The organism is Halorubrum aethiopicum, from assembly GCF_001542905.1.
GTDB classification, from domain to species: Archaea; Halobacteriota; Halobacteria; order Halobacteriales; family Haloferacaceae; genus Halorubrum; species Halorubrum aethiopicum.
The window spans coordinates 2,228,413-2,253,032 of the sequence record NZ_LOAJ01000001.1 but is presented as its reverse complement, the minus strand read 5'-3'; the positions used below and the strand labels follow the sequence as shown (position 1 = coordinate 2,253,032).

Annotated in this window: 24 protein-coding genes; 11 read left to right on the top strand and 13 right to left on the bottom strand. The window is 70.0% G+C overall.

All coding sequences use genetic code 11. The annotated features are described in order from the left end of the window. Positions 1-45: 45 nt before the first annotated feature. Positions 46-783 (top strand): helix-turn-helix domain-containing protein, encoded by a 738-nt coding sequence (locus tag AXA68_RS10700; protein ID WP_066416406.1) that lies wholly within the window; start codon positions 46-48, stop codon positions 781-783. Positions 784-906: 123 nt separating this feature from the next. On the opposite strand, the gene AXA68_RS10695 is transcribed toward AXA68_RS10700, so the two are convergent. The 3 genes from AXA68_RS10695 to AXA68_RS10685 form a co-directional block, all read right to left on the bottom strand. After that, positions 907-1,533, bottom strand: coding sequence for a class I SAM-dependent methyltransferase (locus AXA68_RS10695; protein ID WP_066418536.1), 627 nt, complete (start codon positions 1,531-1,533; stop codon positions 907-909). A gap of 286 nt (positions 1,534-1,819) precedes the next feature. Further along, on the bottom strand, positions 1,820-2,743 hold the full coding sequence (locus AXA68_RS10690) for a DUF7351 domain-containing protein (RefSeq protein ID WP_066416403.1): 924 nt from the start codon (positions 2,741-2,743) through the stop codon (positions 1,820-1,822). An 81-nt stretch (positions 2,744-2,824) separates the two neighbouring features. Next, positions 2,825-3,682 carry a CPBP family intramembrane glutamic endopeptidase gene (locus AXA68_RS10685; protein ID WP_080505231.1) on the bottom strand — a complete coding sequence of 286 codons (858 nt, stop codon included), beginning with the start codon at positions 3,680-3,682 and terminating at the stop codon, positions 2,825-2,827. Between the two features lie 443 nt (positions 3,683-4,125). On the opposite strand from AXA68_RS10685, the gene AXA68_RS10680 reads away from it, so the two are divergent. Both AXA68_RS10680 and AXA68_RS10675 read left to right on the top strand, forming a co-directional pair. After that, complete coding sequence (locus AXA68_RS10680; protein ID WP_066416397.1) at positions 4,126-5,634, top strand: phosphomannomutase; 1,509 nt, start codon at positions 4,126-4,128, stop codon at positions 5,632-5,634. Positions 5,635-5,731: 97 nt separating this feature from the next. Continuing rightward, positions 5,732-6,838, top strand: a complete 1,107-nt coding sequence (locus AXA68_RS10675; RefSeq protein WP_066416395.1) for a BMP family lipoprotein — start codon at positions 5,732-5,734, stop codon at positions 6,836-6,838. A gap of 54 nt (positions 6,839-6,892) precedes the next feature. Here the strand turns inward: AXA68_RS10675 and AXA68_RS10670 are convergent, their stop codons facing one another. Next, positions 6,893-8,059, bottom strand: a complete 1,167-nt coding sequence (locus AXA68_RS10670) for an MFS transporter (RefSeq protein WP_066416390.1) — start codon at positions 8,057-8,059, stop codon at positions 6,893-6,895. 151 nt (positions 8,060-8,210) lie between these two features. On the opposite strand from AXA68_RS10670, the gene AXA68_RS10665 reads away from it, so the two are divergent. The 4 genes from AXA68_RS10665 to AXA68_RS10650 all read left to right on the top strand — a co-directional run bounded on the left by AXA68_RS10665 (position 8,211) and on the right by AXA68_RS10650 (position 13,745). Next, the gene (locus AXA68_RS10665; RefSeq protein ID WP_066416388.1) at positions 8,211-9,884 is read left to right on the top strand and encodes an ABC transporter ATP-binding protein; all 1,674 of its coding nucleotides are present in this window, start codon (positions 8,211-8,213) and stop codon (positions 9,882-9,884) included. Then, positions 9,881-11,227 (top strand): ABC transporter permease, encoded by a 1,347-nt coding sequence (locus AXA68_RS10660; RefSeq protein WP_066416387.1) that lies wholly within the window; start codon positions 9,881-9,883, stop codon positions 11,225-11,227. The genes AXA68_RS10665 and AXA68_RS10660 overlap by 4 nt, the downstream gene beginning before the upstream one ends. Continuing rightward, positions 11,220-12,272: an ABC transporter permease gene (locus AXA68_RS10655; protein ID WP_066416385.1), complete on the top strand. Its 1,053-nt coding sequence runs from the start codon at positions 11,220-11,222 to the stop codon at positions 12,270-12,272. Before AXA68_RS10660 ends, AXA68_RS10655 begins: the two co-directional genes overlap by 8 nt. Positions 12,273-12,374: 102 nt before the next feature. After that, positions 12,375-13,745, top strand: coding sequence for a geranylgeranyl reductase family protein (locus tag AXA68_RS10650; protein WP_066416383.1), 1,371 nt, complete (start codon positions 12,375-12,377; stop codon positions 13,743-13,745). Positions 13,746-13,748: 3 nt separating this feature from the next. Here the strand turns inward: AXA68_RS10650 and AXA68_RS10645 are convergent, their stop codons facing one another. The 3 genes from AXA68_RS10645 to AXA68_RS10635 form a co-directional block, all read right to left on the bottom strand. Further along, the gene (locus tag AXA68_RS10645) at positions 13,749-14,027 is read right to left on the bottom strand and encodes a winged helix-turn-helix domain-containing protein (RefSeq protein WP_066416380.1); all 279 of its coding nucleotides are present in this window, start codon (positions 14,025-14,027) and stop codon (positions 13,749-13,751) included. Positions 14,028-14,108: 81 nt separating this feature from the next. Then, positions 14,109-15,389 carry an amidohydrolase gene (locus AXA68_RS10640; RefSeq protein ID WP_066416379.1) on the bottom strand — a complete coding sequence of 427 codons (1,281 nt, stop codon included), beginning with the start codon at positions 15,387-15,389 and terminating at the stop codon, positions 14,109-14,111. Between the two features lie 111 nt (positions 15,390-15,500). Then, entirely contained in the window at positions 15,501-15,833 is a 333-nt protein-coding gene (locus tag AXA68_RS10635; RefSeq protein ID WP_066416378.1) for an uS10/mL48 family ribosomal protein, read from the bottom strand. A gap of 183 nt (positions 15,834-16,016) precedes the next feature. Between AXA68_RS10635 and AXA68_RS10630 the strand changes: the two genes are divergently transcribed. Together AXA68_RS10630 and AXA68_RS10625 are read left to right on the top strand one after the other, a co-directional pair. Then, complete coding sequence (locus AXA68_RS10630; RefSeq protein WP_066416377.1) at positions 16,017-16,463, top strand: bis(5'-nucleosyl)-tetraphosphatase; 447 nt, start codon at positions 16,017-16,019, stop codon at positions 16,461-16,463. Positions 16,464-16,529: 66 nt separating this feature from the next. Continuing rightward, the gene (locus AXA68_RS10625; RefSeq protein ID WP_066416376.1) at positions 16,530-17,582 is read left to right on the top strand and encodes a DUF5787 family protein; all 1,053 of its coding nucleotides are present in this window, start codon (positions 16,530-16,532) and stop codon (positions 17,580-17,582) included. A gap of 69 nt (positions 17,583-17,651) precedes the next feature. Here AXA68_RS10625 and AXA68_RS10620 read toward each other — a convergent pair whose 3' ends face one another. The 3 genes from AXA68_RS10620 to AXA68_RS10610 form a co-directional block, all read right to left on the bottom strand. Then, positions 17,652-18,047 (bottom strand): PIN domain-containing protein, encoded by a 396-nt coding sequence (locus AXA68_RS10620; RefSeq protein WP_066416373.1) that lies wholly within the window; start codon positions 18,045-18,047, stop codon positions 17,652-17,654. Beyond that, entirely contained in the window at positions 18,044-18,241 is a 198-nt protein-coding gene (locus AXA68_RS10615) for a DUF7557 family protein (protein ID WP_066416370.1), read from the bottom strand. Before AXA68_RS10615 ends, AXA68_RS10620 begins: the two co-directional genes overlap by 4 nt. A gap of 65 nt (positions 18,242-18,306) precedes the next feature. After that, the gene (locus AXA68_RS10610) at positions 18,307-21,366 is read right to left on the bottom strand and encodes an FAD-binding and (Fe-S)-binding domain-containing protein (protein WP_066416369.1); all 3,060 of its coding nucleotides are present in this window, start codon (positions 21,364-21,366) and stop codon (positions 18,307-18,309) included. A 174-nt stretch (positions 21,367-21,540) separates the two neighbouring features. On the opposite strand from AXA68_RS10610, the gene AXA68_RS10605 reads away from it, so the two are divergent. Together AXA68_RS10605 and AXA68_RS10600 are read left to right on the top strand one after the other, a co-directional pair. After that, positions 21,541-22,626 (top strand): sodium:calcium antiporter, encoded by a 1,086-nt coding sequence (locus tag AXA68_RS10605; protein WP_066418534.1) that lies wholly within the window; start codon positions 21,541-21,543, stop codon positions 22,624-22,626. A gap of 152 nt (positions 22,627-22,778) precedes the next feature. Continuing rightward, a complete protein-coding gene (locus tag AXA68_RS10600) occupies positions 22,779-23,084 on the top strand; it encodes a PRC-barrel domain-containing protein (protein ID WP_066416367.1) in 306 nt (101 codons plus the stop codon). 27 nt (positions 23,085-23,111) lie between these two features. Here the strand turns inward: AXA68_RS10600 and AXA68_RS10595 are convergent, their stop codons facing one another. The 3 genes from AXA68_RS10595 to AXA68_RS10585 are packed head-to-tail and all read right to left on the bottom strand — an operon-like array spanning position 23,112 to position 24,602. Next, positions 23,112-23,438 carry a hypothetical protein gene (locus AXA68_RS10595; protein ID WP_066416366.1) on the bottom strand — a complete coding sequence of 109 codons (327 nt, stop codon included), beginning with the start codon at positions 23,436-23,438 and terminating at the stop codon, positions 23,112-23,114. Positions 23,439-23,488: 50 nt separating this feature from the next. After that, a complete protein-coding gene (locus AXA68_RS10590; RefSeq protein WP_066416364.1) occupies positions 23,489-23,905 on the bottom strand; it encodes a hypothetical protein in 417 nt (138 codons plus the stop codon). A gap of 7 nt (positions 23,906-23,912) precedes the next feature. Then, the gene (locus tag AXA68_RS10585; protein ID WP_066418531.1) at positions 23,913-24,602 is read right to left on the bottom strand and encodes a hypothetical protein; all 690 of its coding nucleotides are present in this window, start codon (positions 24,600-24,602) and stop codon (positions 23,913-23,915) included. Between the last annotated feature and the right edge of the window lie 18 nt (positions 24,603-24,620).

The window sequence follows — 24,620 nt, the reverse complement described above, 5'->3', positions numbered from 1 at the left end:
CCATGGTCGGGAGATTCTTTACCGCGCGGTGATCTAGATCGGATCATGTCTGCGCTCGACGCGAACGAGACCGGCGGGTGGTCGGGCACCCGGCTGACCCTCGACCTGTGGCACCCGAACTGCTGGGCGATCGAGGCGACGAGACGGACCGACGGCGGCGTCCTCGCCCACGCCATCTACAACTCGCCGAAGGCGGACGGCGAGACGCCGAACACGGTGAAGGGGCTCTTCACCGCGTTCGCGGACACCAACGAGGAGGTGGAGGCGCTGCTCGACGCGGTTCGCGCCTCCGACCGCGCCGGGGACCTCCACGAACTCCAGGAGCGGTTCGGACGCGCTCGGGACGCCCCGGGAAACGTCGTTCGCGAGTTCTTCCTGGAGTACGACCCGACCGACATGATGTGTCCGACCCTGCTCGAGAACGGGTTCGTCCACAGCGCCCCGGTCCGGATCGAGGACGGACGCGAGGAGTGGCAGGTGTGTTTCGTCGGCGAGCACTCCGGGATCCGGGAGTCGCTCGACGCGGTCCGCGAGGCGACCGGGGCCGAGGTGAACATCGAGTCGATGTCGTCGTCGGGAGCCGGCCAGAAGACCGCCCGCGAACACCGCCTCGACACGCTCACGACGACCCAGCGGGAGGTGTACGAACACGCCCGCGAACAGGGGTACTACGAGTGGCCCCGCGGGACGTCGACGCGCGAGCTCGCCGACGACCTGGAGGTCTCGAAGACGACGATGCTCGAACACCTCCGGAAGGCCGAATCGAAGCTGCTCGACCCGTAGCGTCCCTCGCCGGATCGAACGGGAGTCGGAGGGTTCGCGAACGCGGACTCGCCGTCACCGAGCACCGTCGTCGTCGAGAGACACACCCGAGACGGCTGGTTCGTCGACTCGGCGTCCGATCTCTCAACGGGCGTCCTCGGTCGGGACCGGGTCACACACGATTCGGGTGATCCGGCCGAGCTGTGCGGTTTCTGCTTCGTCCACGGAGAGTCCGGCTCGACGGACCACGGAGAGCGGCTCTTGGGTCACTCGGCAGCCGGACGTCTCGTAGTGGGCGTCGGCGCGCCACTCCTGGTACCGTGCGACGAGACCGTTGTCGCTTCGACCGTGTTCGAGCAACAGGATCTGCCCGTCGGGCCGACAGACGCGGGCCATCTCCCGAAGGGCCGCGTCGGGGTCGGGGAACGTACAGGTCGAGAACGAGGAGATGACCGTATCGAAACCGTCGTCCTCGAATTCGAGATCCTGTGCGTCCATCCGCGTGACGGTCCCCTCTCGTTCGAGGGTTTCGAGTTCCGATCCGGCACGTTCCAGCAACGGTTCGCTGATGTCGACGCCGACGATCTCGGTCGACTCCGGCAGGTACCGAAAGTTCTCGCCCGTTCCGCACGCCACGTCGAGGACGCGTCCCTCGGCGTGAGAGAACTGGCGGCGGCGATATCGTCCCGTCAACAGGCGATTCACCCAGCCGAGCCGGTCGATCCACCTCGCGTAGCGTGCGTAGGCGTCCTGGATGTCCTCGACGGTCATCCGACCGTCGTTCGACGGCTTCGGTCCGTGATCTGTCGAGTGCCGGGGAGGGTCCGACGTTTCGATCGTGTCGTGGTTGGCCATCGGTGAGCACCTCGGTCTTCGTTCGAAGGGAGGGAGACGCGACCGATAAGTGTTGTCGAACTATTGATATATTTTCAGGTCGGTTTCAAAACCACGATTGAGCGCCTGCGCGCATTCGAGAGCCGTAACGCGACATATGAAGCACGGCAGTACGAACACCTCCGAAACGGTCAATCGATATTTTGAAATCTAAGTGACGTGTTCAGTTCGATTCGTGGTCCCGACCGCGCACGCGCTCGGTCCGCGTCGTCCGAGCAGCAGCGTCGAGGAACACCCGAAGCATCGCGTCCTCGTGACGCAACTCGACTCGGTACTCAACCGGGTCGGTAGCGATCCGTTCGGCGCTCCAACGGCCCTCCCTGAGATACCGGTGTAGCTCCCACCACCCGGTCCCGAGAATGTCGACACCGCGGTCCCAGTGGAACGCGATCGATGGAGGTCGAAACGCCGCGCTGTACGTCAGCGGTCCGCTGTACCGGCGTAGACACGTCTCACACTCGTCGATCGTGAAGTACGAGACGGGCACGTCGCCGGGCAGCGACTGCTCGTTCGCATCCAGAACCTCGGTCCGGATCTCCCCGGCACACTCGGGACAGATCCCCTCCTGAACGAGACCGAACTCCGTCGCTTGCTTGCGCTTGAGCGACTCCAGTAACGCCCGTCCCGACCGCGCACGCGCCTGCGCCGGCGTCACGACGTAGCCGGTCACCGGCCGGTCACACGACGGACACCGCACCACGAAGTACTGGTCGTCGAGTCCCGCCTCGAGCTGCGTCTCCCCGCAGAACAGGCACATCCCTTCCGTCTCGATGCCGTCGATGTCGGGCGGCCGTCTGAAGTTCTCCGCGAGGATGAACCGAACGATCTGCTCCCCAGCGTGCGTGAACGCGTAGCCGTCCTCGACCTTCCGAAGATACGTCCCCGCGAGTTCGCCGAGGTGATACGAGAGCTTCGACGTGTTCTCGATCTCGACGCGCTCGTAGATGGCTGAAAACGACAACGGCACGACGCCCGAGTTCGACGGGGCCTGCTCGGACTGCGCCACGGCGACGGCCCGAAGGATGTCCACCCGACTCTCGTCCGAAAGCAGCGCCAACATGTCGGCCGCCGTTCGCTCGGAAGCCATACGCGGACGTTCGTTCTCACTCACTCCCAATAGCGTCTGCGCCGAAGACCGGTCCACGAGCGCGTCGCGGCCGTCGCGACCCTACGTGGACGGGGTCGCGTCGTGAGCGGATCCGCGCGTCAACGACGGCGTGCCGGACAGCGCGATGCCGACGGCGGCGAGCCCGAACGCGAGAACGCCGGCGGCTCCGACCGGACTGGCGACCAACTCATTGAGCACGGCGTCGTCCGCGACGGCATAGACGGTAACGAGACCGGCGGACCCGTTGAAGACCCCGTGGAGTAACGCCGCCGCAAGCACGGACTCCGATCGGATGACGAGGTACGTGTAGACCGGTGAAAAGGAGACACACGCGACCGTCATAGCGACGACTCCGACCACCGGGAACGAGGGGTAGTTGTAGCCGGCGACGATGACCGGCGCGTGCCAGACGCCCCACAGGCCACCGATAGCGAACGACGCCTTCCAGAACCCCCACGGTGCCAACTCCCACAGCAGATACCCTCGCCAGCCGAACTCCTCGCCGAAGGCGAACACCGCGTTCACCGTCGCTCCGAGTCCGAGCACGAGTCCGAACGTCGCTATCACGCCGAGAACCCCCGAGGGTAGCTCGAGCCCGGGCGTCGGATCGACCGTCGGATCGAATCCGACACCGGGGACGGCGACCGCGACGAGGAGCGTCAACGTCACGAGCGGCAGGGCACCCACGGCGGCCACGGCGAGCCATCGTCCCCGGCCGATCCGGAGTCCGACCGCCGACAGCGGAACGTCCCGGCGGAAACAGACGACGAGCCCTGCGATCAGCGGGGAGAACATGTATCCCGGCGCAAGCGTGATCGGACTGACTGCGGTGATTCCGGAGACGGCGTACAGCAGGACCGCGGAGACGGCGAGAACGCTGACGAACAGCGTGAGACGGGTTCGGTCAGGGCTTGCCATTCGGGATCACCGTACCGGACGACACGGTCTCACGGTAAAAAGAACTGATCGACTCGGCCGAGGTCCTACCCCTCAGACGGGCTGAAACGGCCGGTCGTCGCGGAGTGCTGACGGTACGGACCCCGCCCTCGAGAACGCCTCGTTTCCGTCGCGGTGAACACGGTCACGGAGAACGTCGCCGGGATCCCAGCCGTGAGACGCGGCGCGTCTCTGGAAGCCTCGGACAGCCGGCGGCAACGCCGCCCGCGACGCCACCGCTCGCCGCCGCGCCACCGCTCAGACGCTCGCTCGTTCACTCCTCCGTCACGAACGCCACCGCTCGCCGCCGCGATTCGAGAACGACGGACCCGTGGAGCGGGATTCGAGCGTCAGTCCCGCCGTCGTTCCCGACGACCGCCGCCCGGACCGACGGGTACTAACGACCGGCGGGCGATCGGGTCGACATGGAACTGTTCGGAACCGCGGGGGTTCGCGGCCGCGTCGAGGAGCGGGTGACGCCGGAGCTCGCGCTCGCGGTCGGTCGCGCGGTGGCGGCGGAGGCGCGGGAACTGGAGGCTGGCGCGGGTGACGCGGGCGACGAGGTGGCTCCGGAGGTCGTCCTCGCTCGCGACGGTCGGGTGAGCGGACCGGCGATCGCGGCCGCGGCGGAGGCCGGGCTCGCCTCCGGCGGCGCGACGGTCTCGCGGGCGGGGCGGCTCCCGACGCCGGCGTTGGCACACGCCTCGCGGGGGCGCTACGGCGTCATGCTCACCGCCTCGCACAACCCCCCGTCGGACAACGGGATCAAGCTCTTCCGCGACGGCGTCGAGTTCGACCGCGACCTGGAGCGGGCGATCGAGGCGCGCGTCGAGGCCGAGGAGCCGCCCGCGGCGTGGGACGCGTGGACGGAGCCCGACCGGATCGACACCCTCCACGACTACCTCGACGACGTCGGCGAGTACGCGGCGGAGTTCGCGGTCGCCGGCGACGGGACCGACTCTCCTCTCGAGGGTCTCCGGATCGCGGTCGACTGCGGCAACGGGATGGCCGCCCCGGCGACCCCGACCGTCCTCCGCGAGCTCGGCGCGACGGCGGTCACGCTCAACGGGAACGTCGACGGCCACTTCCCCGGCCGCGGGAGCAAGCCCACGCCGGAGACGCTTCGCGACCTCCGGGCGTTCGTGGCCGACGCGAACGAAGGCGTCGACGAGCCGGGACGCGACGGCGACGGGTTCGCCTTCGGGATCGGCCACGACGGCGACGCGGACCGGATCGTCGTCGTCGACGCCGAGGGAGAGGTCGTCCACGAGGACACCGTCCTGGCGATCCTCGCCGAGCGATACGTCCGGGCGAGCGACGCCGCCGATCCGGTGGTGGTGACGACCCCGAACGCCTCCGGCCGGATCGACGAGCGCGTCCGCGCGGCCGGCGGCCGCGTCGAGCGCGTCCGGCTCGGGGCGCTCCACGAGGGGATCGCGGCGGTGCGGGAGGAGGCGGGACGGGCGGCACGGGAGGAGGCGCCCTCGGCGGCCGACGAGGAGACGGGGGACGACGCCGAGGTCGTCTTCGCCGCGGAGCCGTGGAAGCACGTCCACACGGCCTTCGGCGGCTGGATCGACGGCGTCTGCTCGGCGGCCGTGATCGCCGAACTCGTCGCGAGCGAGGGGCTGGAGTCGCTCCGCGAGCCGGTCACGGAGCGGCCGTACCGGAAGGTCAGCGTCGACTGCCCGGACGGGCGCAAGGAGCGGGCCATGGAGCGGCTGACCGAGCGGCTCCCGTCGGCCTTCGAGAACGCGACCGTCGACACCGACCACGGGGTCCGCCTGGAGTTCCCCGACGCGTCGTGGACGCTCGTCCGTCCCTCCGGAACCGAGCCGTACGTCAGGGTGTACGCCGAGAGCGACGACGTCGACGACCTGGTCGAGGCGGTTCGGGAGGTCGTCGAGGCGGCCGTCGCCGACGTCGAGAACTGAGGACCGCGGCGACGGAGCGCCCTCGATCCCGCGGAGAGTCGGCTCTGCCGCCGAGAGCGACGCGTTTATGCCGCGTTCGCACGGGTTCCTACACGATATGGCATCCGACATCGAACGGCGGCGGTTCCTGAAAGCGGCGAGCGCGGCGGGCCTCGTCGGCCTCGCGGGCTGTAGCGGCGGACCGGGCGGGGACGGATCGGGAGGCGACGGCTCCGGTGACGGCGGCTCCGACGACGTCCCGGCGACCGTGGGCATCGTCTACTCCGACGGTGGGCTCGGAGACAACTCGTTCAACGACGCGGCCCAGCAGGGGCTTCTCCAGGCCGAAGAGGAGTTCGGCATCGCGTACGACGAGTCCCAGCCCGAGGGGACCGGCGAGTTCGGCGACTTCCAGCAGCGCTACGCCAGCTCGACGGACCCCGACTACGACCTGGTGTCGTGTATCGGCTTCAACCAGACCGACGCGCTCGCGGAGAACGCGCCGGAGTTCCCCGACCAGGACTTCATGCTCGTCGACTCCGTGGTCGAGGAGGACAACGTCGCGAGCTACGTCTTCCGCGAGCACGAGGGCTCGTTCCTGATGGGCGTGCTCGCCGCGCGCCTGACCGAGACCGACTTCTCGGCCGGCGCCGGCTCGACCGACCCCGACTCGACGAACCTCGGCTTCGTCGGCGGGGTCGACAGCCCGGTCATCCGCCGGTTCCAGGCCGGCTTCGAGGCGGGCGTCGACTACGCGGCCGACGACGTCGACGTCACCACGAGCTACGTCGGCAGCTACGCCGACCCCTCGGGCGGCCAGGAGGCGGCGCTCTCGATGTACCAGAGCGGCGCGGACATCGTCTACCACGCCTCGGGCGCGACCGGCGTCGGGGTGTTCCAGGCGGCCCAGGAGGAGGGTCGGTTCGCCTTCGGGGTCGACCTCGACCAGTCGATCACCGAGCCGGAGTTCTCCGACGTGATCGTCGCGTCGATGGTGAAACGCGTCGACACCGCCGTCTACGAGTCCGTCTCGAACGTCATCGACGGCGAGCACCGAGGCGGCGAGTCGATCGCACTCGGGCTCGAATCCAACGGCGTCGAGTGCGTCTACGGCGACGAGATCGGCGGCCAGGTTCCCGACGAGATCGTGACCGCGGTCTCCGACGCCCGCGATGCGATCATCGCCGGCGACATCGACGTACCGACGGAGACCGGCGACACCTGATCCGGCCGCGACGACTTCGTCCCGGCGACGACCCCGTCCCGGCGGCGGAACCGCTCACACGGCGTCGGCGACGACGAGTGACGCGAGCCCGGCCCCCGCGAGCGAGAGGACGCCCAGAAGGGACCACGCGGCCGCGTACCCGCTGACGTCGACGAGGTAGCCGAAGGCGGGCGGCGCGAACAGCCCGCTGGCGGTGACCGCGAGCTGTCCGGCGGCCGAGGCGGCCCCCAGCTTCTCCTCCTCGACGAGCGTTGAGAGACACGAGTAGTAGAGGCCGGTCGAACCCATGACGAGCGCCCCGATCCCGGCGAAGATGACGCTGGCGGCGAGGACGGACCCCGTCGCCGGGAGGAGGAAGTAGAGGACCCCGCCGCCGGCCGCCTGGACGACGAGGATCCCGCCCGTTCGCGTCCGGGCCGGCCCGGGAAGGGCGTCCGCGAGCGACCCCACCGCCACCTTCCCGGCGCTGCTCGCGACCTGCGTGGACGCGAGGACCGCGCCGGCGACCGCGACCGACGCGCCGACGGACTCGCCGACGAAGAGGGTGACGTAGCCGGTCGTCGTGTAGAACGCGGACCCCAGACACACCCCCGAGAGCAGCAGGACGAGGTACGCCGGGTTCGACGACAGCGCGCGGAAGTCGGGCGACGTGGCCTCGCTCGGACTCGCACGGCGGTACGTCGTCCAGAAGCCCCCGGCGACGACGAACCCGACCGCGGCGGCGAGCAGGAAGCCGAACCGCGGGAAGACGAGGCCGGCGGTCCCGGTCACGAGGAGCGCGCCGACCGCGCTCCCGACGGTCGGGCCGACCTGTTTGATCCCGATCGCGCGGTGCTGGCTGCCCGGCTCGATCCGGTCGAAGATCGCCTTGTTCGTCCCCGGCGTCGCGCTCCCGTACATCGACCCGAGGAGGAACGCGGCGAGGAGGAAGAGTGGGTACGTCGGCGCGACCGCGACGCCGAGCGCGCCGGCGGAGAGGCCGACCAGCCCGACGGTCAGCGTGCGCCGCTCGCCGAAGCGGTCGGTCGCGACCCCGAACGGCAAAAGCGAGACGGCGTAGCCGAGCGTGAGCGCGGCGATGACGATGCCGACCTCCAGGCCCGTCAGGTCGAACGCGTCCCGAGCGATCGGCGTCCCGGCGTACACCGCGTAGTAGCAGACGCTGGCGGCGACGTGCCAGACCGTCACGGCCGTCACGATCCGCCAGAACCGTGAGACCATACGGTCACCAGAGATGCCGGGGAGATAACGGTACGCCTGGCGGCGACCCGGATCGTACGTATCGACGACCGGACCGCACGCGTCAACGACGCGCGACCGCTTCGACGACGAACCCGCGGTCTTTTTGCCTCGCACACGGAGTTACGGGTGAATGAACCCGGCGGTCCACCTTGACGGTATCACGAAGCGGTTCCCCGGGGTCGTCGCCAACGACGACGTGGACCTCGCGATAGAGCGGGGCAGCGTCCACGCCCTCCTCGGCGAGAACGGGGCCGGCAAGACGACGCTGATGAACGTGCTGTACGGGCTCTACCGGCCGACCGAGGGACGGGTCGTCGTCGACGGCGAGCCCCGCTCGTTCGCGTCCCCGCGCGACGCGATCGACGCCGGGATCGGCATGATCCACCAGCACTTCATGCTCGTCGACCCGATGACGGTGTGGGAGAACGTCGTCTTAGGAAACGAGCCGCGGACGTGGGGCGGGCTCCGCGTCGACGAGGCGGCGGCCCGCGAGGCGGTGGTCGAACTGAGCGAGCGCTACGGCTTCGACGTCGACCCCGACGCCCGGATCGAGGACGTGTCGGTCGGGGTACAACAGCGCGTCGAGATCCTGAAGGCGCTGTACCGCGGCGCGGAGGTCCTGATCATGGACGAGCCGACCGCGGTGTTGACTCCCCAGGAGGTCGAGGAGCTGTACGACGTCTTCGAGGAGCTGACGGAGCAGGGGAAGACGATAATCTTCATCTCGCACAAGCTCGGCGAGGCGCTGTCGGCCGCCGACGAGATCACGGTCCTCCGCGACGGCGTCAACGTCGGCACCGTCGCCGCCGGGGACGTGACCCGCGAGGAGCTCGCGGAGATGATGGTCGGCCGCGAGGTGCTGATGGAGCCGGCGACGACGCCGCGGGAGCCCGGCGACCGCGTGCTCGAGGTGACGGACCTCCACGTCGAGGACGACCGGGGGGTCGAGGCCGTCTCGGGGATCTCCTTCGAGCTTCGCGAGGGCGAGGTGCTCGGGATCGCGGGCGTCGACGGCAACGGCCAGCTCCAGCTGGTCGAGGCGATCACCGGGATGCGCGAGCCGTCCTCGGGCTCCGTCGAGTACCTCGGCGAGTCGATGGCTGGCGCGACCCGCCGGGAACACATCGACCGCGGGATGGCGTTCGTCCCCGAGGACCGCCACGAGCGGGGGCTGGTGATGTCCTACGACCTCGTACAGAACGGCATCCTGGGGAGCCAACACGACCCGCCGTTCGCGTCGGGAGGGCGGATCGACTGGGAGGCGTCGGCCGAACACGCCGAGTCGGTGATCGAGGCGTACGACGTTCGGCCGCCGAATCCCGACGCGGACGCGGAGTCCTTCTCGGGGGGGAACCAACAGAAGTTCATCGTCGGCCGGGAGTTCGAGCGCGACCCGGACCTGGTCGTCGCGACCCACCCGACCCGCGGCGTCGACATCGGCTCCACGGAGTTCCTCCACGACCGGCTGCTCGAGCTGCGCGCCGAGGGGAAGGCGATACTGCTCGTCTCCTCGAAGCTCGACGAGGTCCAGGGGCTCTCCGACCGGCTCGCCGTGATCCACGAGGGGGAGTTCACCGGCGTCGTCGACCCCGCCACGGTGACCGAAGAGGAGATCGGCCTGCTGATGGCCGGCGAGACGCTCGACGACGGGAGCGTCTCGGGCGCGGCGATCCACGACACGGTCGACGACGGGCTCGCCGGGAGCGGCGACGACCTCGGCGGGACTGGCGACGGATCCGGGGAAGACGGCGACGACGGGGCTCTCGACCGTGACCCCGCCGCGGACGAGGGGGTGGACGCGTGAGCCGACGCGACGGCGGGCGGCTCCCGGGGCCCGTCCGCCGCGTGCTCGAGCCCTTCGTCGACCGCACCGTCGCCGAGCGGGTCCTCATCAGCCTCGCGGCGATCCTGTTGTCGATCGCCGTCGGCTTCGTCATCGTGCTCGTCTCCGGACGGATCGCGGAGTGTAGCGCCGCCGCCTGGACGATGCCGGTCACCGGGCTCGGGTTCTGTTATGACCCGTTCCAGGTGTACGCCGTGCTGTTCAACGGGGCGCTCGGCTACCCGCTCGCGATCGGCGAGCCGGGCGTCTTCAACCCGGGGTGGACCCCGTTCAACCTCTCGTTCGGGCTCACGCTCTCGGAGACGACGCTTTTGATATTCACCGGGCTCTCGGTCGCGGTCGCGTTCCGCGCGGGCCTGTTCAACATCGGGACGCAGGGGCAGCTCGTCGTCGGCGCGCTCGCGACCGCGCTGACGGTGCTCGCGCTCGCGCCGCTGCTCCCCGCCGGCCCGGTCTCCGGGGTCGTCCTCGTCGCCGTCGGCACCTTCGCGGGCGCGGTCGGCGGCGGCCTCTGGGGCGCGATACCCGGCGCGTTGAAGGCGTACGCCGACGCCAACGAGGTGATCACGACGATCATGCTCAACTTCGTCGCCGCGAACGTCGCGTACGTGCTGGTGTTGGAGGTGTTCCGCGCCGAGGGCTCCTCCGTCGTCGCGACGCGGTACGTCCCCGAGCACGCGCAGTTCTCGTCCTGGCTGTTCCCGGGGTCCAGCGACTTCGCCCTGCTCGCGCTGGCCGTCGGGGTCGGATTCATCGGCGCGCTCTACTACCTCGTCGAACACACGTCGTTCGGCTACGACCTGCGGACGAGCGGGGTCCAGGCGGCCGCCGCGGAGTACGGCGGCGTGAACGCGAAGCTGACGACCGTGCGGGCGATGACGCTCTCGGGCGCGCTGGGCGGCGTCGGCGGCGCGGTGTGGGTGCTGATGTCGGAGGGACGGTGGATCGCGTCCGTCCCCGATCTCGGGTTCGACGGGATCACCGTCTCGATCCTGGCCGGGAACAACCCGCTCGGCGTGTTGCCCGCCGCGTTCCTGTTCGGCATCCTGAAGGGCGGGGCGCTCGAGATCGGGTTCCGGACCGACGTTCCGACGGAGCTCGTCGGGGTGTTACGCGGGCTCATCATCCTCTTCGTGGCCATGCCGGAGTTCTTCCGGATGGCCGGACGATACGCCGGGCTGCGTTCGGGCGGACCGGGAGGATCGGGCGGGTCGGAGGCGAACGCGGACGACGCCGACGGGGGCGACGACGGGGCGACCGGCGCAGCCGTCGCGGCGACCGAGGGAGGTGAGGCGGATGCGTAACCCGCTCGCGGACGTCCCCGTGCCGATACTCGACGCCCTGATCGACGACGACTACGTGCGGTCCCTCGTCGTGGGCGTCGTCGGAACGCTGGGAGCGCTGGGCCTGCTCGGCGTCGCGTTCCCCGACTCGATCGCCGGCGACCTGGCGGGCATCGTCTTCTCGACGGGGACCGCCGCGTCGACGGCGCGGCTCGCGGCACCCATCGTCCTCGCCGGGCTCGGCGGCATCTTCGCCGAGAAGAGCGGGGTCATCAACATCGGCCTCGAGGGGCTGTTGATCATCTCGGCGTTCGCCTCGGTCTACATCGCGTCGGTGATCGGCTCCGGGAACGCGCTCCTCGGCGTCCCCGCGATCTGGGTCGGATTCCTCGCCGGGATCGTCGCCTCGACGCTGCTCGCCGGGGTCTTCGCCGTGGTCTGTATCGAGTTCAAGGCGGACCAGATCATCGCCGGGCTGGCGGTGTGGCTGATCGCCTTGGGGCTCGCGCCGTTCATGTCGACCGTCTTCTTCGGCGGCGTCAACACGCCGAACCTCGGCGCGAGCGTCGGGTGGCGCTACTCCGCGGCGATGGTCGTCGTCGCGACGGCCGCCTCCTGGTGGACGCTGAACCGCACCGCGTTCGGCAAACACCTCCGGGCCTCCGGCGAAAACCCGAAGGCGCTCGACACGGTGGGCGTCTCGGTCTCGCGGGTGCGGTACGCGGGGGTGTTGCTGTCGGGCGTCCTCTCCGGCGTCGGCGGGTCGGCGCTCGCGCTCTCGATCGGCCAGTTCGTCGGCTCGGGCGAGACGATGGTCCAGGGGAAGGGGTTCATCGCCATCGTGGCGTACCTGTTCGGCAACTACAACCCGCTCGGGACGCTCGGGGCCGGCGTGCTGTTCGCGGGGCTCGACGCGACCCAGATCCGGCTCCAACAGCTCGGGTACGCGATCCCGGACACGCTGGTCCAGACGATCCCGTACGTCGTCGTGATCGTCGTGCTCGCGCTGGTCGGGCGCACCCGGATCCCGGCGGCGGCGGGCGACCACTACGAGACCGAGGAGTAGCCGGTCTAAGTCCGTTCGGCCGGCTCCGTGCCGATTCCGTCGTCGGCTTCGGGACCGAAACGGGAACAAAGAGTTTTGCCGGCGGCGGGTGACGACCCGGTAATGAGCATCGACGAGTACGACGTCGTCGTGGCGGGCGCGGGCACCGCCGGCTGTTACGCCGCCACGACGATCGCGAACGAGGGGCTCGACGTCGTCATCCTCGAGCGAAAGGACGAGGAGGAGGCGGGCCACATCGCCTGCGGCGACGCCCTGAAGGGAGCGGACGCCTTCCCGGAGGCGATCCCCAAGGAGCGACTGGAGCCGGCCTTCACGAACACCGGCGTCGACCACGGGCGGTTCGAGATCCCGAAGGAGGACACGGTCCTCGAGATCCCCGTCCCCGGCGAGCTCGCCGTCATCGACCGCTGGGAGTACGGTCGGCGGATCATCGAGGCGGCCGCCGACGCCGGCGTCGACTTCCACTACGACACCGTCGTCAACGACGTGGTACAGACCGACGAGGGACGCGTCACGGGGCTCGAGGCGTCCCGCCGGGGGGACCGCGCCACCTACGAGGCCGACCTCGTCATCGACGGGGCGGGATCGCTCTCGCTGCTCCAGGACAAGGCCGACTTCGAGGGGACGACCTTCGACACGAACGTCCGCTACTCGCAGTTCTGTTCGGCCTACCGCGAGATAGTCGAGGTGCCGGAGCCCGTCGAGTGGGACGACGCCCTGGTGTTCAAGCCGACCGACCGCGCCGCGGGGTACCTCTGGTACTTCCCGCGGACGGCGACGGAGATCAACGCGGGGCTCGGCTTCCAGATGAACGAGGAGCCGATGAAGCTCGTCGAGGCGCTGAAACGCGACCTCCGGGACCGCCCGGAGTTCGAGGGCGCGGAGGTGCGCGACAAGCTCGGCGCGGCGCTGCCGACGCGGCGGCCGTACGACTCCGCGGTCGCGCCCGGCTACATGGCCGTCGGCGACGCGGCCGGCCACGTGAATCCGACGACCGGCGGCGGGATCGCGGGCGCGGCCTACGCCGGGAAGTACGCCGGAGAGCAGGCGGTCAAGGCCGTCTCCGACGGCGACGTGAGCGAGGAGAACCTCTGGCGGTACAACACGCGCGTGATGGACCACTTCGGCGGGCGGTACGCCGGCCTCGACGTGTACAACGTCCTCTCGACCGCCGTCGACGTCGACGACCTGATGGGGCTGCTCGCGTCGCTGCCGGGCGAGAAGCTCGCGGAGGCGCTGTACGAGGGCTCCACCTCGATGTCGTTCGGCCTGAAGCTGAAGGCCGCGGTCAAGAGCTTCGGCTACTGGGGGACGATCCGGAACTTCTACCAGACCAAGTCGCTGGCGGACGAGCTGCTCGCCCACTACGAGTCGTATCCGACGAGCCCCGCCGCGATGGCCAACTGGACGCGCGAGCGCGACGCGATCATGGACCGCATCTACGAGACGACGGGCGCGGACGCGAAGTACTGACTCTCACACCGGCGAGGCGTCCGCGATCTCCTCGACGACCTCCCAGTGGTTCCTGGTCCCCTCGGTCGGGTAGTACACCGTGCCGTAGCCGTCGCCGGTGCGCTCGACCACGTCGTGGTCGCGCAACACGTCGAGGTGGTGACGGACCGTGGTGTAGTCGAGATCGAGCCGTTCGGCGAGCTGATTGGCGTTTCGCGGACGGTCGTCTATCGCCCGCAGGATCCGGACTCGGTTCGGGCCGCCTCGAGTGCCGGTGAGGACGTACCAGAGGACGGCCTCCATGCCCCGTATTACGGGCTGCGACCGCCTAAACCTACCGTCGGGCGAGGGTCCTGCCGGCGTGATCGGGAGTTTTTGACGGTCTCAAGGACGGGTCTCGGCGACGTGCCGGATCGCCCGCGAGAGCACGTCGATCCCGAGGCCGATGTCGCGCTCGACGACGTCGAACGTCGAGGTGTGGTGGCCGCCGGGGTGGTCGGTGCCGACGCCGACGTAGCAGGCGAGACCGCCGCGCTCCTGGACGCGTTCCATCATGAACGTCGCGTCCTCGCTGCCGCCGAGGTCGGCGCTCTCGACCACGCTCGTCACGCCCTCGACGTCGCGGGCGACCTCGCCGATCGCGTCCGAGAGGGCGGCGTCGCTCGTCGCGCTCGGCGCGGCCCCCATCGTGGTGATGTCGACGGAGCAGTCGTGCATCTCCGCCGCCGAGTGGAGGACCCGCTCCGCGTGGTCGTACATGTAGTCGGCGAGCTCGGTGCTCTCGCCGCGGACCTCGCCCTCGATGTGGGACTCCTCGGGGATGATGTTCGTCGCCGTGCCGCCGCCGACGAGCCCGGCGTTCACGCGGGTCGCGCCGTCGGCGTGTCGCGGGATCGCGTAGAGGTTCTGGATCGCCGCCGCCATCGCCTGGACCGTGTTCCGCCCCTGTTCGGGCCGCGCGCCGGCGTGGGAGGGCTCGCCCTCGAACTCCGCGAGGAAGTGGTTCACCGCGAGGAAGCCGTCGATGCCGCTCACGATCTCGCCGGAGGGGTGATCGAGCCCGATGTGGACCGCGTAGAAGTAGTCGACGTCGTCGAGGAGCCCGGACTCGGCCATCGGCTTCCCGCCGACGATCTTCTCCTCGCCGGGCTGGAAGAACACCTTGAGGGTGCCGGCGAAGTCGGACTCGAGGACCGCGTCGAGCACGCCGAGCCCGATGGTCGCGTGCGAGTCGTGGCCGCAGGCGTGCATGTACCCCTCGTTCTCCGAGCGGAACCCCTCGGCGACCGGCGCGTGGTCGCCCTCGTCGGACTCGAGGATCGGCAGCCCGTCGATGTCGACGCGGAGACCGACGACCGGCCCCTCGCCGCGCTCGACCACCGCGACGCAGCCGGTGTAGCCGCCCTCGAGCCGGTCGAGGATCTCGGGGTCCGCACCGGCCTCGCGGGCGCGGTCGGTCCACTTCGCAAGCTCCTCGTCGTCGGGGACGTTCCGTCGCGCCTCCTCGGCGAGCGCGTCGGGGCCGACGTGGAGCGTGTCGAGGTCGCGCTCGCGGAGCGCCTCGACGATCCGGGCGGTGGTGTAGAACTCACACCACGCGGGCTCGGGGTGTCGGTGGAGGTCGCGTCGGAACTCGCTGTACTCGTCGTCGGTTTGGACGCTCATACGCTCCGATGGCCGCCGGATGGCTTAAAAGGTCGAGTGGCGGTCGGCGTCGCCCCCTTCGGCGGAACGAGTGACCGTCGAACTCGGTTCCCGGCCGCGACGACCGGCGACTCAGTCTCGCCGGTGGCCAAGCGGTTTCTTCCGATCGACCTCGACCTCGACGTGGATCGAGTCCGGGAAGTCGCGGGCGACGACGTCGCGGGCGATGTCGTCCGCGCCGTGGATCTCCATCGACCGCTTGTACACGTCGTAGCGCCACGGCGAGAACTCGTCGCCGGCGCGGAGGCGTTTGTACTGGGGGACGCTGACGGTCTCGGGCGGGGAGGCGTGCGGGCCCTTACACTCCGCGCCCTTCCGCTCGAGGGTGTCTTTCAGCTCCTGGACGGTCTCGGCGAGCACGTCGCGGTCGCCGGAGGCGAAGGAGAGTTTCGTGACGAAGGTCATGGCTGGGGGTCGTGGGTGAATGGTTCCCCGAGGCGTAAAAACACATCTACTGGCGGGTACGGCCGGGGGACGCCGAGCGGCCGCCTCTCGCGGAACCGCACAGATCGACCGAGAGCGGTGGAAAGGCTCGCGGAACCGGCAATTCCGACACCCTCTTTACGGGCGGTTGCTTACCTGAGGCTAATGACGGTCGAAGCGACCAGTTCCGGAGCCATCCTCTTCCGCGATACCCGCGGCGAACGGGAGTACTTGCTCCTGAAGAGCCGACCGGGGGACTGGGAGTTCCCCAAAGGCGGGATCGAAGGCGACGAGGAGCTCCAGCAGACGGCGATACGGGAGGTGTCCGAGGAGGCCGGGATCGACGATTTCCGCCTCATCGACGGCTTCCGTCGGGAGTACGACTACGTGTTCGAGGCCGGCGGTGAGACGATCCACAAGACGGTCCACCTGTTCATCGCGCGCTCCTTCGAGGCGAGCGCGGAGCTCTCCAAGGAGCACCGCGACCTCCAGTGGCGCGATTACGACCAGGCGATAAACACGATCACCCAGGACGGCCCTCGGGAGATACTCGAGGAGGCTCACGAGTACCTCGACGAGCTCCAGGAGGAGGCCGACGGCGACTACGTCTGAGGCGGCCGTGACGGTGGCACCGACTCGCCCCGGAGGAACGCGTCGTCGACGGCGACGCCGACGCCCGTGATCCCCGACGCCGAGTTCGGCTACGAGCTGCTCGTCTGCCGGTACGCCGAGCTGACGTGGTACCCCGGCGACGACCCGCGTCCGGCGATCGTCTCCAGACAGCTCGGCACGCAGCGGCGGCGCTGGGACACCGTCGTGATCGAGGTCGACCCGGAGGGGTTCGCCGCGCGGCGAGCCCTCGGCGACCGGAGCCTCGACTCCGACCTCCTCCACGTCGTCCGGGACGCCCCCGCCGACTGGGCGTGGTACCGCGACGCGCTTCCCGACCCGGGCTACCCGTGGCGGTACGTCCGGCGGGCGGTCCACCGCGCCGCGGGCCGGGACCTGATCGAGAAGCGACGGCAGGGAAACCGGATCGAGATCCGTCGCGTGGGGCCCTACCCGAACTGGGTCGAGCGGATCGTCGCGATCGAGAACAAGCCCGACCTCGACCGGTCGGCGGCGGACGCGCTCGCCGACCAGCTCGCTCACGACGTCGAGACCGCTCTCGCGGACGAGGTCTGGCTCGCGACGGAGGCGACGGGCGACCGCGTCGAGCCCGCGCTCCTCCGCGAGATGCCCGTGGAGGCGGGGATCTTGACCACGCGGTTCGCGGACGGCGACCCCGCAAGCGGCGGGGCCGCCGTCGATCCGGCCGCCGCGACCGTCGACTGGCTCCCGAGCGACCTCGCGCCGGGCGGTCCGGACGCCCGCGACCCGGAGACGGTCACCCGTCGGTTGGAGATAGCCGAACGGGCCTACGGGAAGGGCTGGCGCTCCTATCACGACACGATGCGGCCCGACTGCCGGCACTTCGAGCTCCGACGCGCCGGACGGGCGCTCGTTCCACACTGCGGGGCCAAGGGTCGGTGCCCCACCGATCGGGAGTGCTCGGGCTCGTGTCCGGAGTTCTCGCCGGAGCCGCCCGCGTGGCGAACGAAGGGGTGGCCGATCGAGGGCGGGCCGGGGAAGGGCGTTCAGCGCCTCCTGTCGCGGCGGCGCGAGCGCGTCCGCGACCGGATCGGTCCGAACGACGAGGGAGACGTCTCCGGAAGCGACGCGGAGCACTGACGAGCGGCCGATCGCGGACACGTTTCCTGGACACGTCACGACCGACGCGGGGGAGACCCGCCGAACGTGTCACCCTTGATCGTGGAGGTTCGTGACGGTCATCACGTCCTCGAGGGGTGCCGTCTCGAAGTCGGCGTCCGCGACGACGTACTCGTCCCCGGTCGATCGCGCGGTCGCGGCGATCATGGCGTCCCGATGGGAGAGTTCGCTTCCGTCCCGAACCGACGCGTGCTGTAGCCGTGACGCCTCGAGCGCGAGATCGCCGTTGAGCGCGAGCGCCTCGACGCCGCCGAACCGCCGACGTTCCTCGACCGGATCGAACCCCGGTTCTCCGGCCGGACCGTTCAGTACCTCGAAGACGCAGATCGTCGACGTCCGCCACGGTCGCCGTTCGTCGAGGTACTCGATGACGACCGGATCCCCGCGGAGATACTCGATGATGGTCGAACTGTCCAGAAACGTCATCGCCAGTTCTCTCGTGACTCCCGGATCGACTCCTTGGCCCGATCCGCCCGCTCGTCCGACCAGGCACCGGCTTGGATCCCTTCTTCGGGCGTGGTGACCCGTTCGAGGAACTCGTCCCACGTCTCGTCGTCACGCTTCAACCGATCCAACCGCTCTTTCGTGGACGAGTCGACGGGGATGGAGGTCCGGCTCATATGAATTCATTCCGAATTTATTCTTGTAGGTGTTTCGGTGGTCCCGGACCCGAGGGAGTGGACCCCTACGCCAGCGCCGCCGCCAGCTTCTCCACCGGGTGCGGCGGCTCCGGGGCCGCGTCGTCGCGCTCCTTCAGCTGCGTGCTACAGGACGCGCCGGACGCGACCACCTCGTCCGCGTCGCTCCCGTCCACCTGCGCGAAGAGGTCCTCGCCGATCGCCTTGCTCATCGAGTAGTGCTCGGCCTCGTAGCCGAACGAGCCGGCCATTCCACAGCAGGTGGTGTCGAGCGGCTCGACGCCGTAGCCGGCCCGGCGGAGCACGCCCACGGCGTGGTGATCCTTCTTCGTCGCCTTCTGGTGGCAGTGGCCGTGGTAGGCGAGCCGCTCGCCGGGCGCGTCGAAGTCGAGCCCCTCGTCGAGCCGGAGGGCGTCGACGTACTCCATCACGCCGAAGGTGGCCTCCGAGAGCGCCGCGACGTCCTCGTCGGGAACGTCGCTGGCGTCGCCGCCGAGCAGGTCGGCGTAGTCCGACTGGAGCATGACGGCGTCGGTGGGCTCGACGACGACCACGTCCCGGCCCGCCTCGACGTCGGGCGCGAGCGTCTCGACGGTGTCGCGGGCGGTCGCGCGCGACTCGGCTATCAGGCCCTTCGAGTGGGGCGGCCGACCGCTCCCCTTCACGTCCGGGATCTCCACGTGGCAGTTCGCGGCCTCGAGCACGCGAACCGCGGCCTTCCCCGCGCTCGGGCTCGTGTAGGCCGTGTACACGTCGGGGAACAACAGCACCTCGCGGTCGGCCGCTTCGGGGGAAACGCCCGCGCCGCCGCGGGCCTCGAACCAGTCGATCAGGCTCTCCGAGCGGAACGTCGGGAGGTCGCGCTCGCTCGCGATGCCGAGCGTCTTCTCGAGGACGAGCCCCGCGCCGGGGACTTTTCCGGGGAGGTTCGAGAGCGGGGCGAACCGGGAGCCCAGCGGCGCGAGGTCCTCGAACTTCCCGAGCAGCCGGGTTCTGAGGCTCGCCCCGTGCTCCTCGTGGTGGGCGTGTTCGACCTCGGCTTTCAGCTTCGCCATGTCGACGCCGCTCGGACAGTCCACCTTACAGCCCTTACAGCCCACACAGAGGTCCATCACCTCGGTCACGAACTCGTCCTCGGTCGGGTCGTCGGGCAGCTCCCCGTTCATCGCGCCGCGGAGCATGTTCGCCCGTCCCCGAGTCGACTGGATCTCCTCCTCGGCGGCCCGGAAGGTCGGACACATCACGCCGCCGGTCGTCTCCTGTGGCCCCCGGCAGCCGCCGCAGCCGTGACAGAGCTCGACCATCCCCTGCATCCCGTTCTCGTTGTCCCACTGCATCGCGGCGTCGAAGCCGGCGTCGAACTCGTAGTCGGGGTCGAACCGGAGGTTCTCGCTCATGTCGAAGTCCCCGCAGACGTTCCCGGGGTTGAGGAGCCAGTCGGGGTCGAAGGCGGTCTTCAACTCGCGGAACGCCTCCCAGAGGTCGTCGCCGTACAGCTTCCGGTTCCACTGGGTCCGCGCGTGGCCGTCGCCGTGTTCGCCGGAGACGGACCCGCCGAGCCGGACGACGGCGTCGGTCACGCGGTCGGCGATCTCGACCATCGTCTCCACCTCGTCGACCTGCTTCGTGTCGATCAGCGGCCGGACGTGGAGCACGCCCGGGCCGGCGTGCGCGTAGAACGTCGCGAACGTGCCCGTGTCCTCGAGGATCTCCTGGAACTCCCGCGTGTACTCGGGGAGGTGTTCCGGCGGGATCGCGCAGTCCTCGATGAAGGAGATGTGTTTGGCGTCGGAGGTCCGCGACAGCAGGATCGGAAGCCCCGACTTGCGCATCTTCCAGAAGCGAGCACGCTCGTCGGCGTCGTGCGCCTCCATGGCCGCCAGCGCTCGGCGGGGCTGGGCGGTCGTCTCCGCGGCACCGGGGCTCGGCTCGGCGACGGTCTCCGCGCCGTCGACGCGGTCGGCGACCAGATCCGCGACCTTCCGCCGGCCCGCCTCGTCGTCCTCGGCGTAGAACTCGACGAGGAGGACGGAGTCGGTTCCCTCGGGAAGCATGCCGACGACCTCCGCGAACTCCGGGGTGTCCGCCGCGAGTTCGAGCAACACGTCGTCCATCACCTCGACGGCCGCGGGGTCGTGCTCGAGGATCGGCGCGACGTCCTCCATCGCGTCCAGCAGGTCGCCGTAGGTGAGGAGCGCCACCGCCTTCGTCTCCGGGATCTCGACGAGCGAGACGGTCGCCTCCGTCACCGTCGCGAGCGTCCCTTCGCTGCCCGCCATGAGCCGGCCGAGGTTGACGACGCCCTCCTCGCCGTACTCGCCGCGGTGCTCCGCGAGCAGGCGGTCGAGGTTGTAGCCGGAGACGTTGCGTTTCATCTCCGGGAACCGCTCGTCGACGGCGTCGGCCTCCTCGTCGATGATCCGGACGATCTCCGCGTGGATCCGGGGGAGGAGGTCGTCGCTCTCGGGGTCGGCGGACTCCCGGAGGTCGTCGACGCGCTCCGCGCCGAAGGTCTCGACGGTCCCGTCCGCGAGCACGACCTCGAGCTCCTCGACGTAGTGGTCGGTCTTGCCGTACTTCAGCGAGTGCGAGCCGGTGGAGTTGTTCCCGATCGCGCCGCCGACCGCGGACTTGTCGCGCCAGGCGGGGTCGGGCGCGAACTTCAGGCCGTGCGGCTCGACGGCCGCGTTGAGGTCGCCGACGTACGCGCCGGCCTCCACGCGGGCGGTCTCCGCCTCGGGGTCGGCGTCGATCACCGAGTCCATCGCCTTCGAGAAGTCGAGGACCACCGCCTCGTTCACCGTCTGGCCGGCGAGCGAGGTGCCGCCGCCGCGCGGCAACACCGGAATCCCCTCCTCGAAACAGTACTCCTGGACCGCGGCCACGTCCGCGGTCGACTCCGGGAAGACGACGCCGATCGGCGTCACCTCGTACGCCGAGGCGTCGGTCGCGTACAGCCGGCGCGAGTAGTCGTCGAACCGAACGTCCCCGTCGACGCGGCGGTCGAGCGCGTCGACGAGGTCGGGGCGCTCGACCTCCCCGCCCGTGTACTCGAAGTCGCCCCCCTCCCGCGGGTCGGTCCCCGACCCGCTCGAGTGTGTTGCCATGCGACCCCCTCTCGCTCGGATCGACAAAAGTCCCTCGGGGTCGTCGGGTTCGTCCCCGGGTCGTCGCCGGCGGGTTCGGCCGATCTCGCTCCGGCGCCGGGTCCCGTCGCCCGGTCGAGCGAACCGCCGACACCGGTGGTTTCATTCGCGCGCTCGCCGATGCTCCGGGAGACGATGGTCCTCGGAGGGGTCCTTCCCGACACCGCGGCCGTGAACGTCCTCGTGGTCGTGGCCGCGAGCGGAGCGATCTGGGTCGGAAGCGGGTGGCTCGAGCAGGCCGCGGAGGGGCTCTCGACGCACTACGGGCTCCCGCCGGTCGTCCAGGGAACGGTCGTCGTCGCGATCGGGTCGAGCTTCCCGGAGCTCGCGAGCGTCGTCGTCACCGCGCTCGCCGGCGTCTTCGACATGGGGGTCGGCGCGATCGTCGGCTCCGCGATCTTCAACGTCCTCGTCGTCCCCGCGCTCTCGGGGCTCGCGACCGACGACGACCTCGACTCGAGCCGGACGATCGTGTACAAGGAGGCGCAGTTCTACATGCTCGCGGTCTCCGTCCTCGTCATCACGTTCGCGCTCGCGGTCATCTACGAGCCGATCGCGCTCGCGACGGGGGACGCCGGCGGAACGGCCGACACGGTCGCCGCGGCCGGAACCGCGGGAGCCAGTCTGACGGGATCGATCACGCGCCCGCTCGCGGTGGTTCCGCTCTTCGTCTACGGGCTCTACATCTTCATCCAGTGGCAGGACACCGGCGACTACGAGGCCGAGACGGGAGCCGACGTCGCCGTTCTCCGCGAGTGGGGGAGGCTCGCGGCCGGCCTGCTCGTCATCCTCGCCAGCGTCGAGGCGTTGGTGTCCGCCATCGAGTCGCTCGGGCACGCGTTCGGGATCCCCGAGTTCCTCGCCGGCATGACGATCGTCGCGGCCGCGACGAGCCTCCCGGACACGCTCGTCAGCGTGCGGTCCGCCCGCGACGACAACAGCGCGACGAGCCTCGGCAACGTCCTCGGGTCGAACACCTTCGACCTGCTCGTGGTCATCCCCGTCGGCGTGCTCATCGTGGGGGCGGTCCCCGTGAACTTCTCGACCGCCGTGCCGATGTTCGCGGTCCTCACGCTGGCGACGGTCCTGCTCTTCGGGATCCTCCGGACGGATCTGGCCCTGACGACCCTCGAGTCCTACGCGCTGCTCGTCGCGTACCTGCTCTTCATCGCGTGGGTCGTCGCCGAGACGGCGGGCGTGACGCGGATCCTCCCGGCGTGAGGCGGATACTCTCCTCTTCTCTCCTCTCCCGGCGTGAGCCGGGTCTCGCCGATCTCGTTCGGGGTCCCCCGACGGGTCGGAGCGGCTCCCGCGTCAGACGGACGTCGTTCGACAACGAACGCTTAATAGGCGCGCTCGTGACCGTATCCGACATGAACGCTGCTCCCGAGGAGATCACGTCGCTGGTCGGCAGAGAGGTGTACTCGAACAACGGTGTCTTCGTCGGCGAGGTGGAGGACGTCCGCCTCGATCTCGACACGCAGTCCGTGACCGGGCTGGCGCTGGCCGAACTCAACGGCGAACTGTTCGCCGGGCGCGTCGACGGCAACACCGGCGTCATCGTCCCCTACCGCTGGGTCCGCGCGGTCGGCGACGTGGTGCTCATCAACGACGTCATCGAGCGGCTCGAGACCGGCACCGACGAGCCGGACGTCGAACCGGAACAACAGGCGACCTAGGCCGACCCGGAGTCCCCGGACCGCGGCTCAGAACGGAAGCGCGTTTCGGAGCCCGTCGAGGAACCCGCCACCGCCGCGCCGCGCCTCGTCGAAGACCGGGTACAGCGCGTCGAGCAGCTCCGTTTCGTTCTCGAACTCCGACTGGGGGGTCCTCTCCAGGGCCGTCGCCAGCTCGATCGTTCGCCCCTTCGAATCGTAGGGGATATCCGGGTGATCGAGCGCGCGGACGATCTCGTCGCTCGTCGCGGGAAACGAGATCCCCGACTCCTCCAGCCGGGCGTCGAGCGCGGCGATGCCGAACTCGATCGCCTCCGGTTCAGCGGACCCGTCGCCGCCTGGTGGACGTGCTGCCATCGACTCCTCGTAGCCGCTCGGTCGCCTTTAAACTCGGGTTCGCGGGACGCTCACTCCGGCACCGACTCCGCGGGCGGGGTCGCGTCGAGGACGACCAGCTCGATCCCGTCGCCGGCGCGGTCGAAGGCGGCGACGCGGTCGTCGTCGTACGGCGGGACCGCGACGAGGACGACCGCCGCGAGGTCGTCGGTCTTCGAGAGCTCGAGCCGGCCGGTCGGATGCGAGAGGAACCGCGCGCCGCCCCGGCCCGCGGGCGTCCCGAGTTCGACCCCGAACACCGCGTTCACCGACCCGCCGACGCCCTCGAGCGTGAAGTGCGTCAACACGGGCGTCTCCGGATCCACCCCGAGGTCCGCGTCGAACTCCCCCGCCCGAGTGGCCGACAGCCGGAGGCTCACCGCGGCCGGGTCGCGCTCCGCGGCGTGGTCGAGAAGCACCGTCAGCAGGTCGCGGGTGACGTGGATCACGGGCCGATCAGATCCCGAGCGCGGACCGGAGCGTCCTCGCGTAGAGGCCGGGTGCCTTGCGCCGGGACCCGTCGAGGGCGTTCTCGACCGCCGCGCCGGCGTCCTCGAGGACGCCCACGCCGTGGCCGACGAGGACGCGCTCGGGGTCGAGCCCGGAAAGGGCCGCCCGCGGCGGCGTCAGCCGGAGCATCGGGTGGACGCCGAGCCGCTCGCGGTCCCCCCGGAAGTACGACGACGACCCGAGCGACTCGGGAACGACGAGGGTCTCGCCGTCGAAGAGGCCGACCTCCTGCCACGGCGGTAGCTTGGAGTCGCGGATCCGGATCGACTCGAAGCCGGAGTCGGCCAGCCGGCGGTCGAACCGGCGCACCGGAGCGTCGATCCCGCCGGCGACGTCCGTCATCCACTCGGGCACGTAGACGGGCGCGTCGTGGCGGGTCGCGAGCGCCGCGGCGTCGCGTTCGTGTCGGTCGAGGCCGACGACGACCCCCGCGACCGAGCCGAACTCCGCGATCAGGTCGTCGACTCCCGGCGCGTCGACCGGGTCGATCACCCACACGTCGTCGTCGCCGTCCTCGTTCGGAACCGCGAGCGCGTGGCTCGCGCGCTCCATCGTCTCGCCGGGATACGCGATCCATCCCACGCCGCGGTCGAAGCGATCGATCTCGTAGAGATCCGGCTCGCCCTCCTCCTTCATCGTCATGGCGGATCCTTC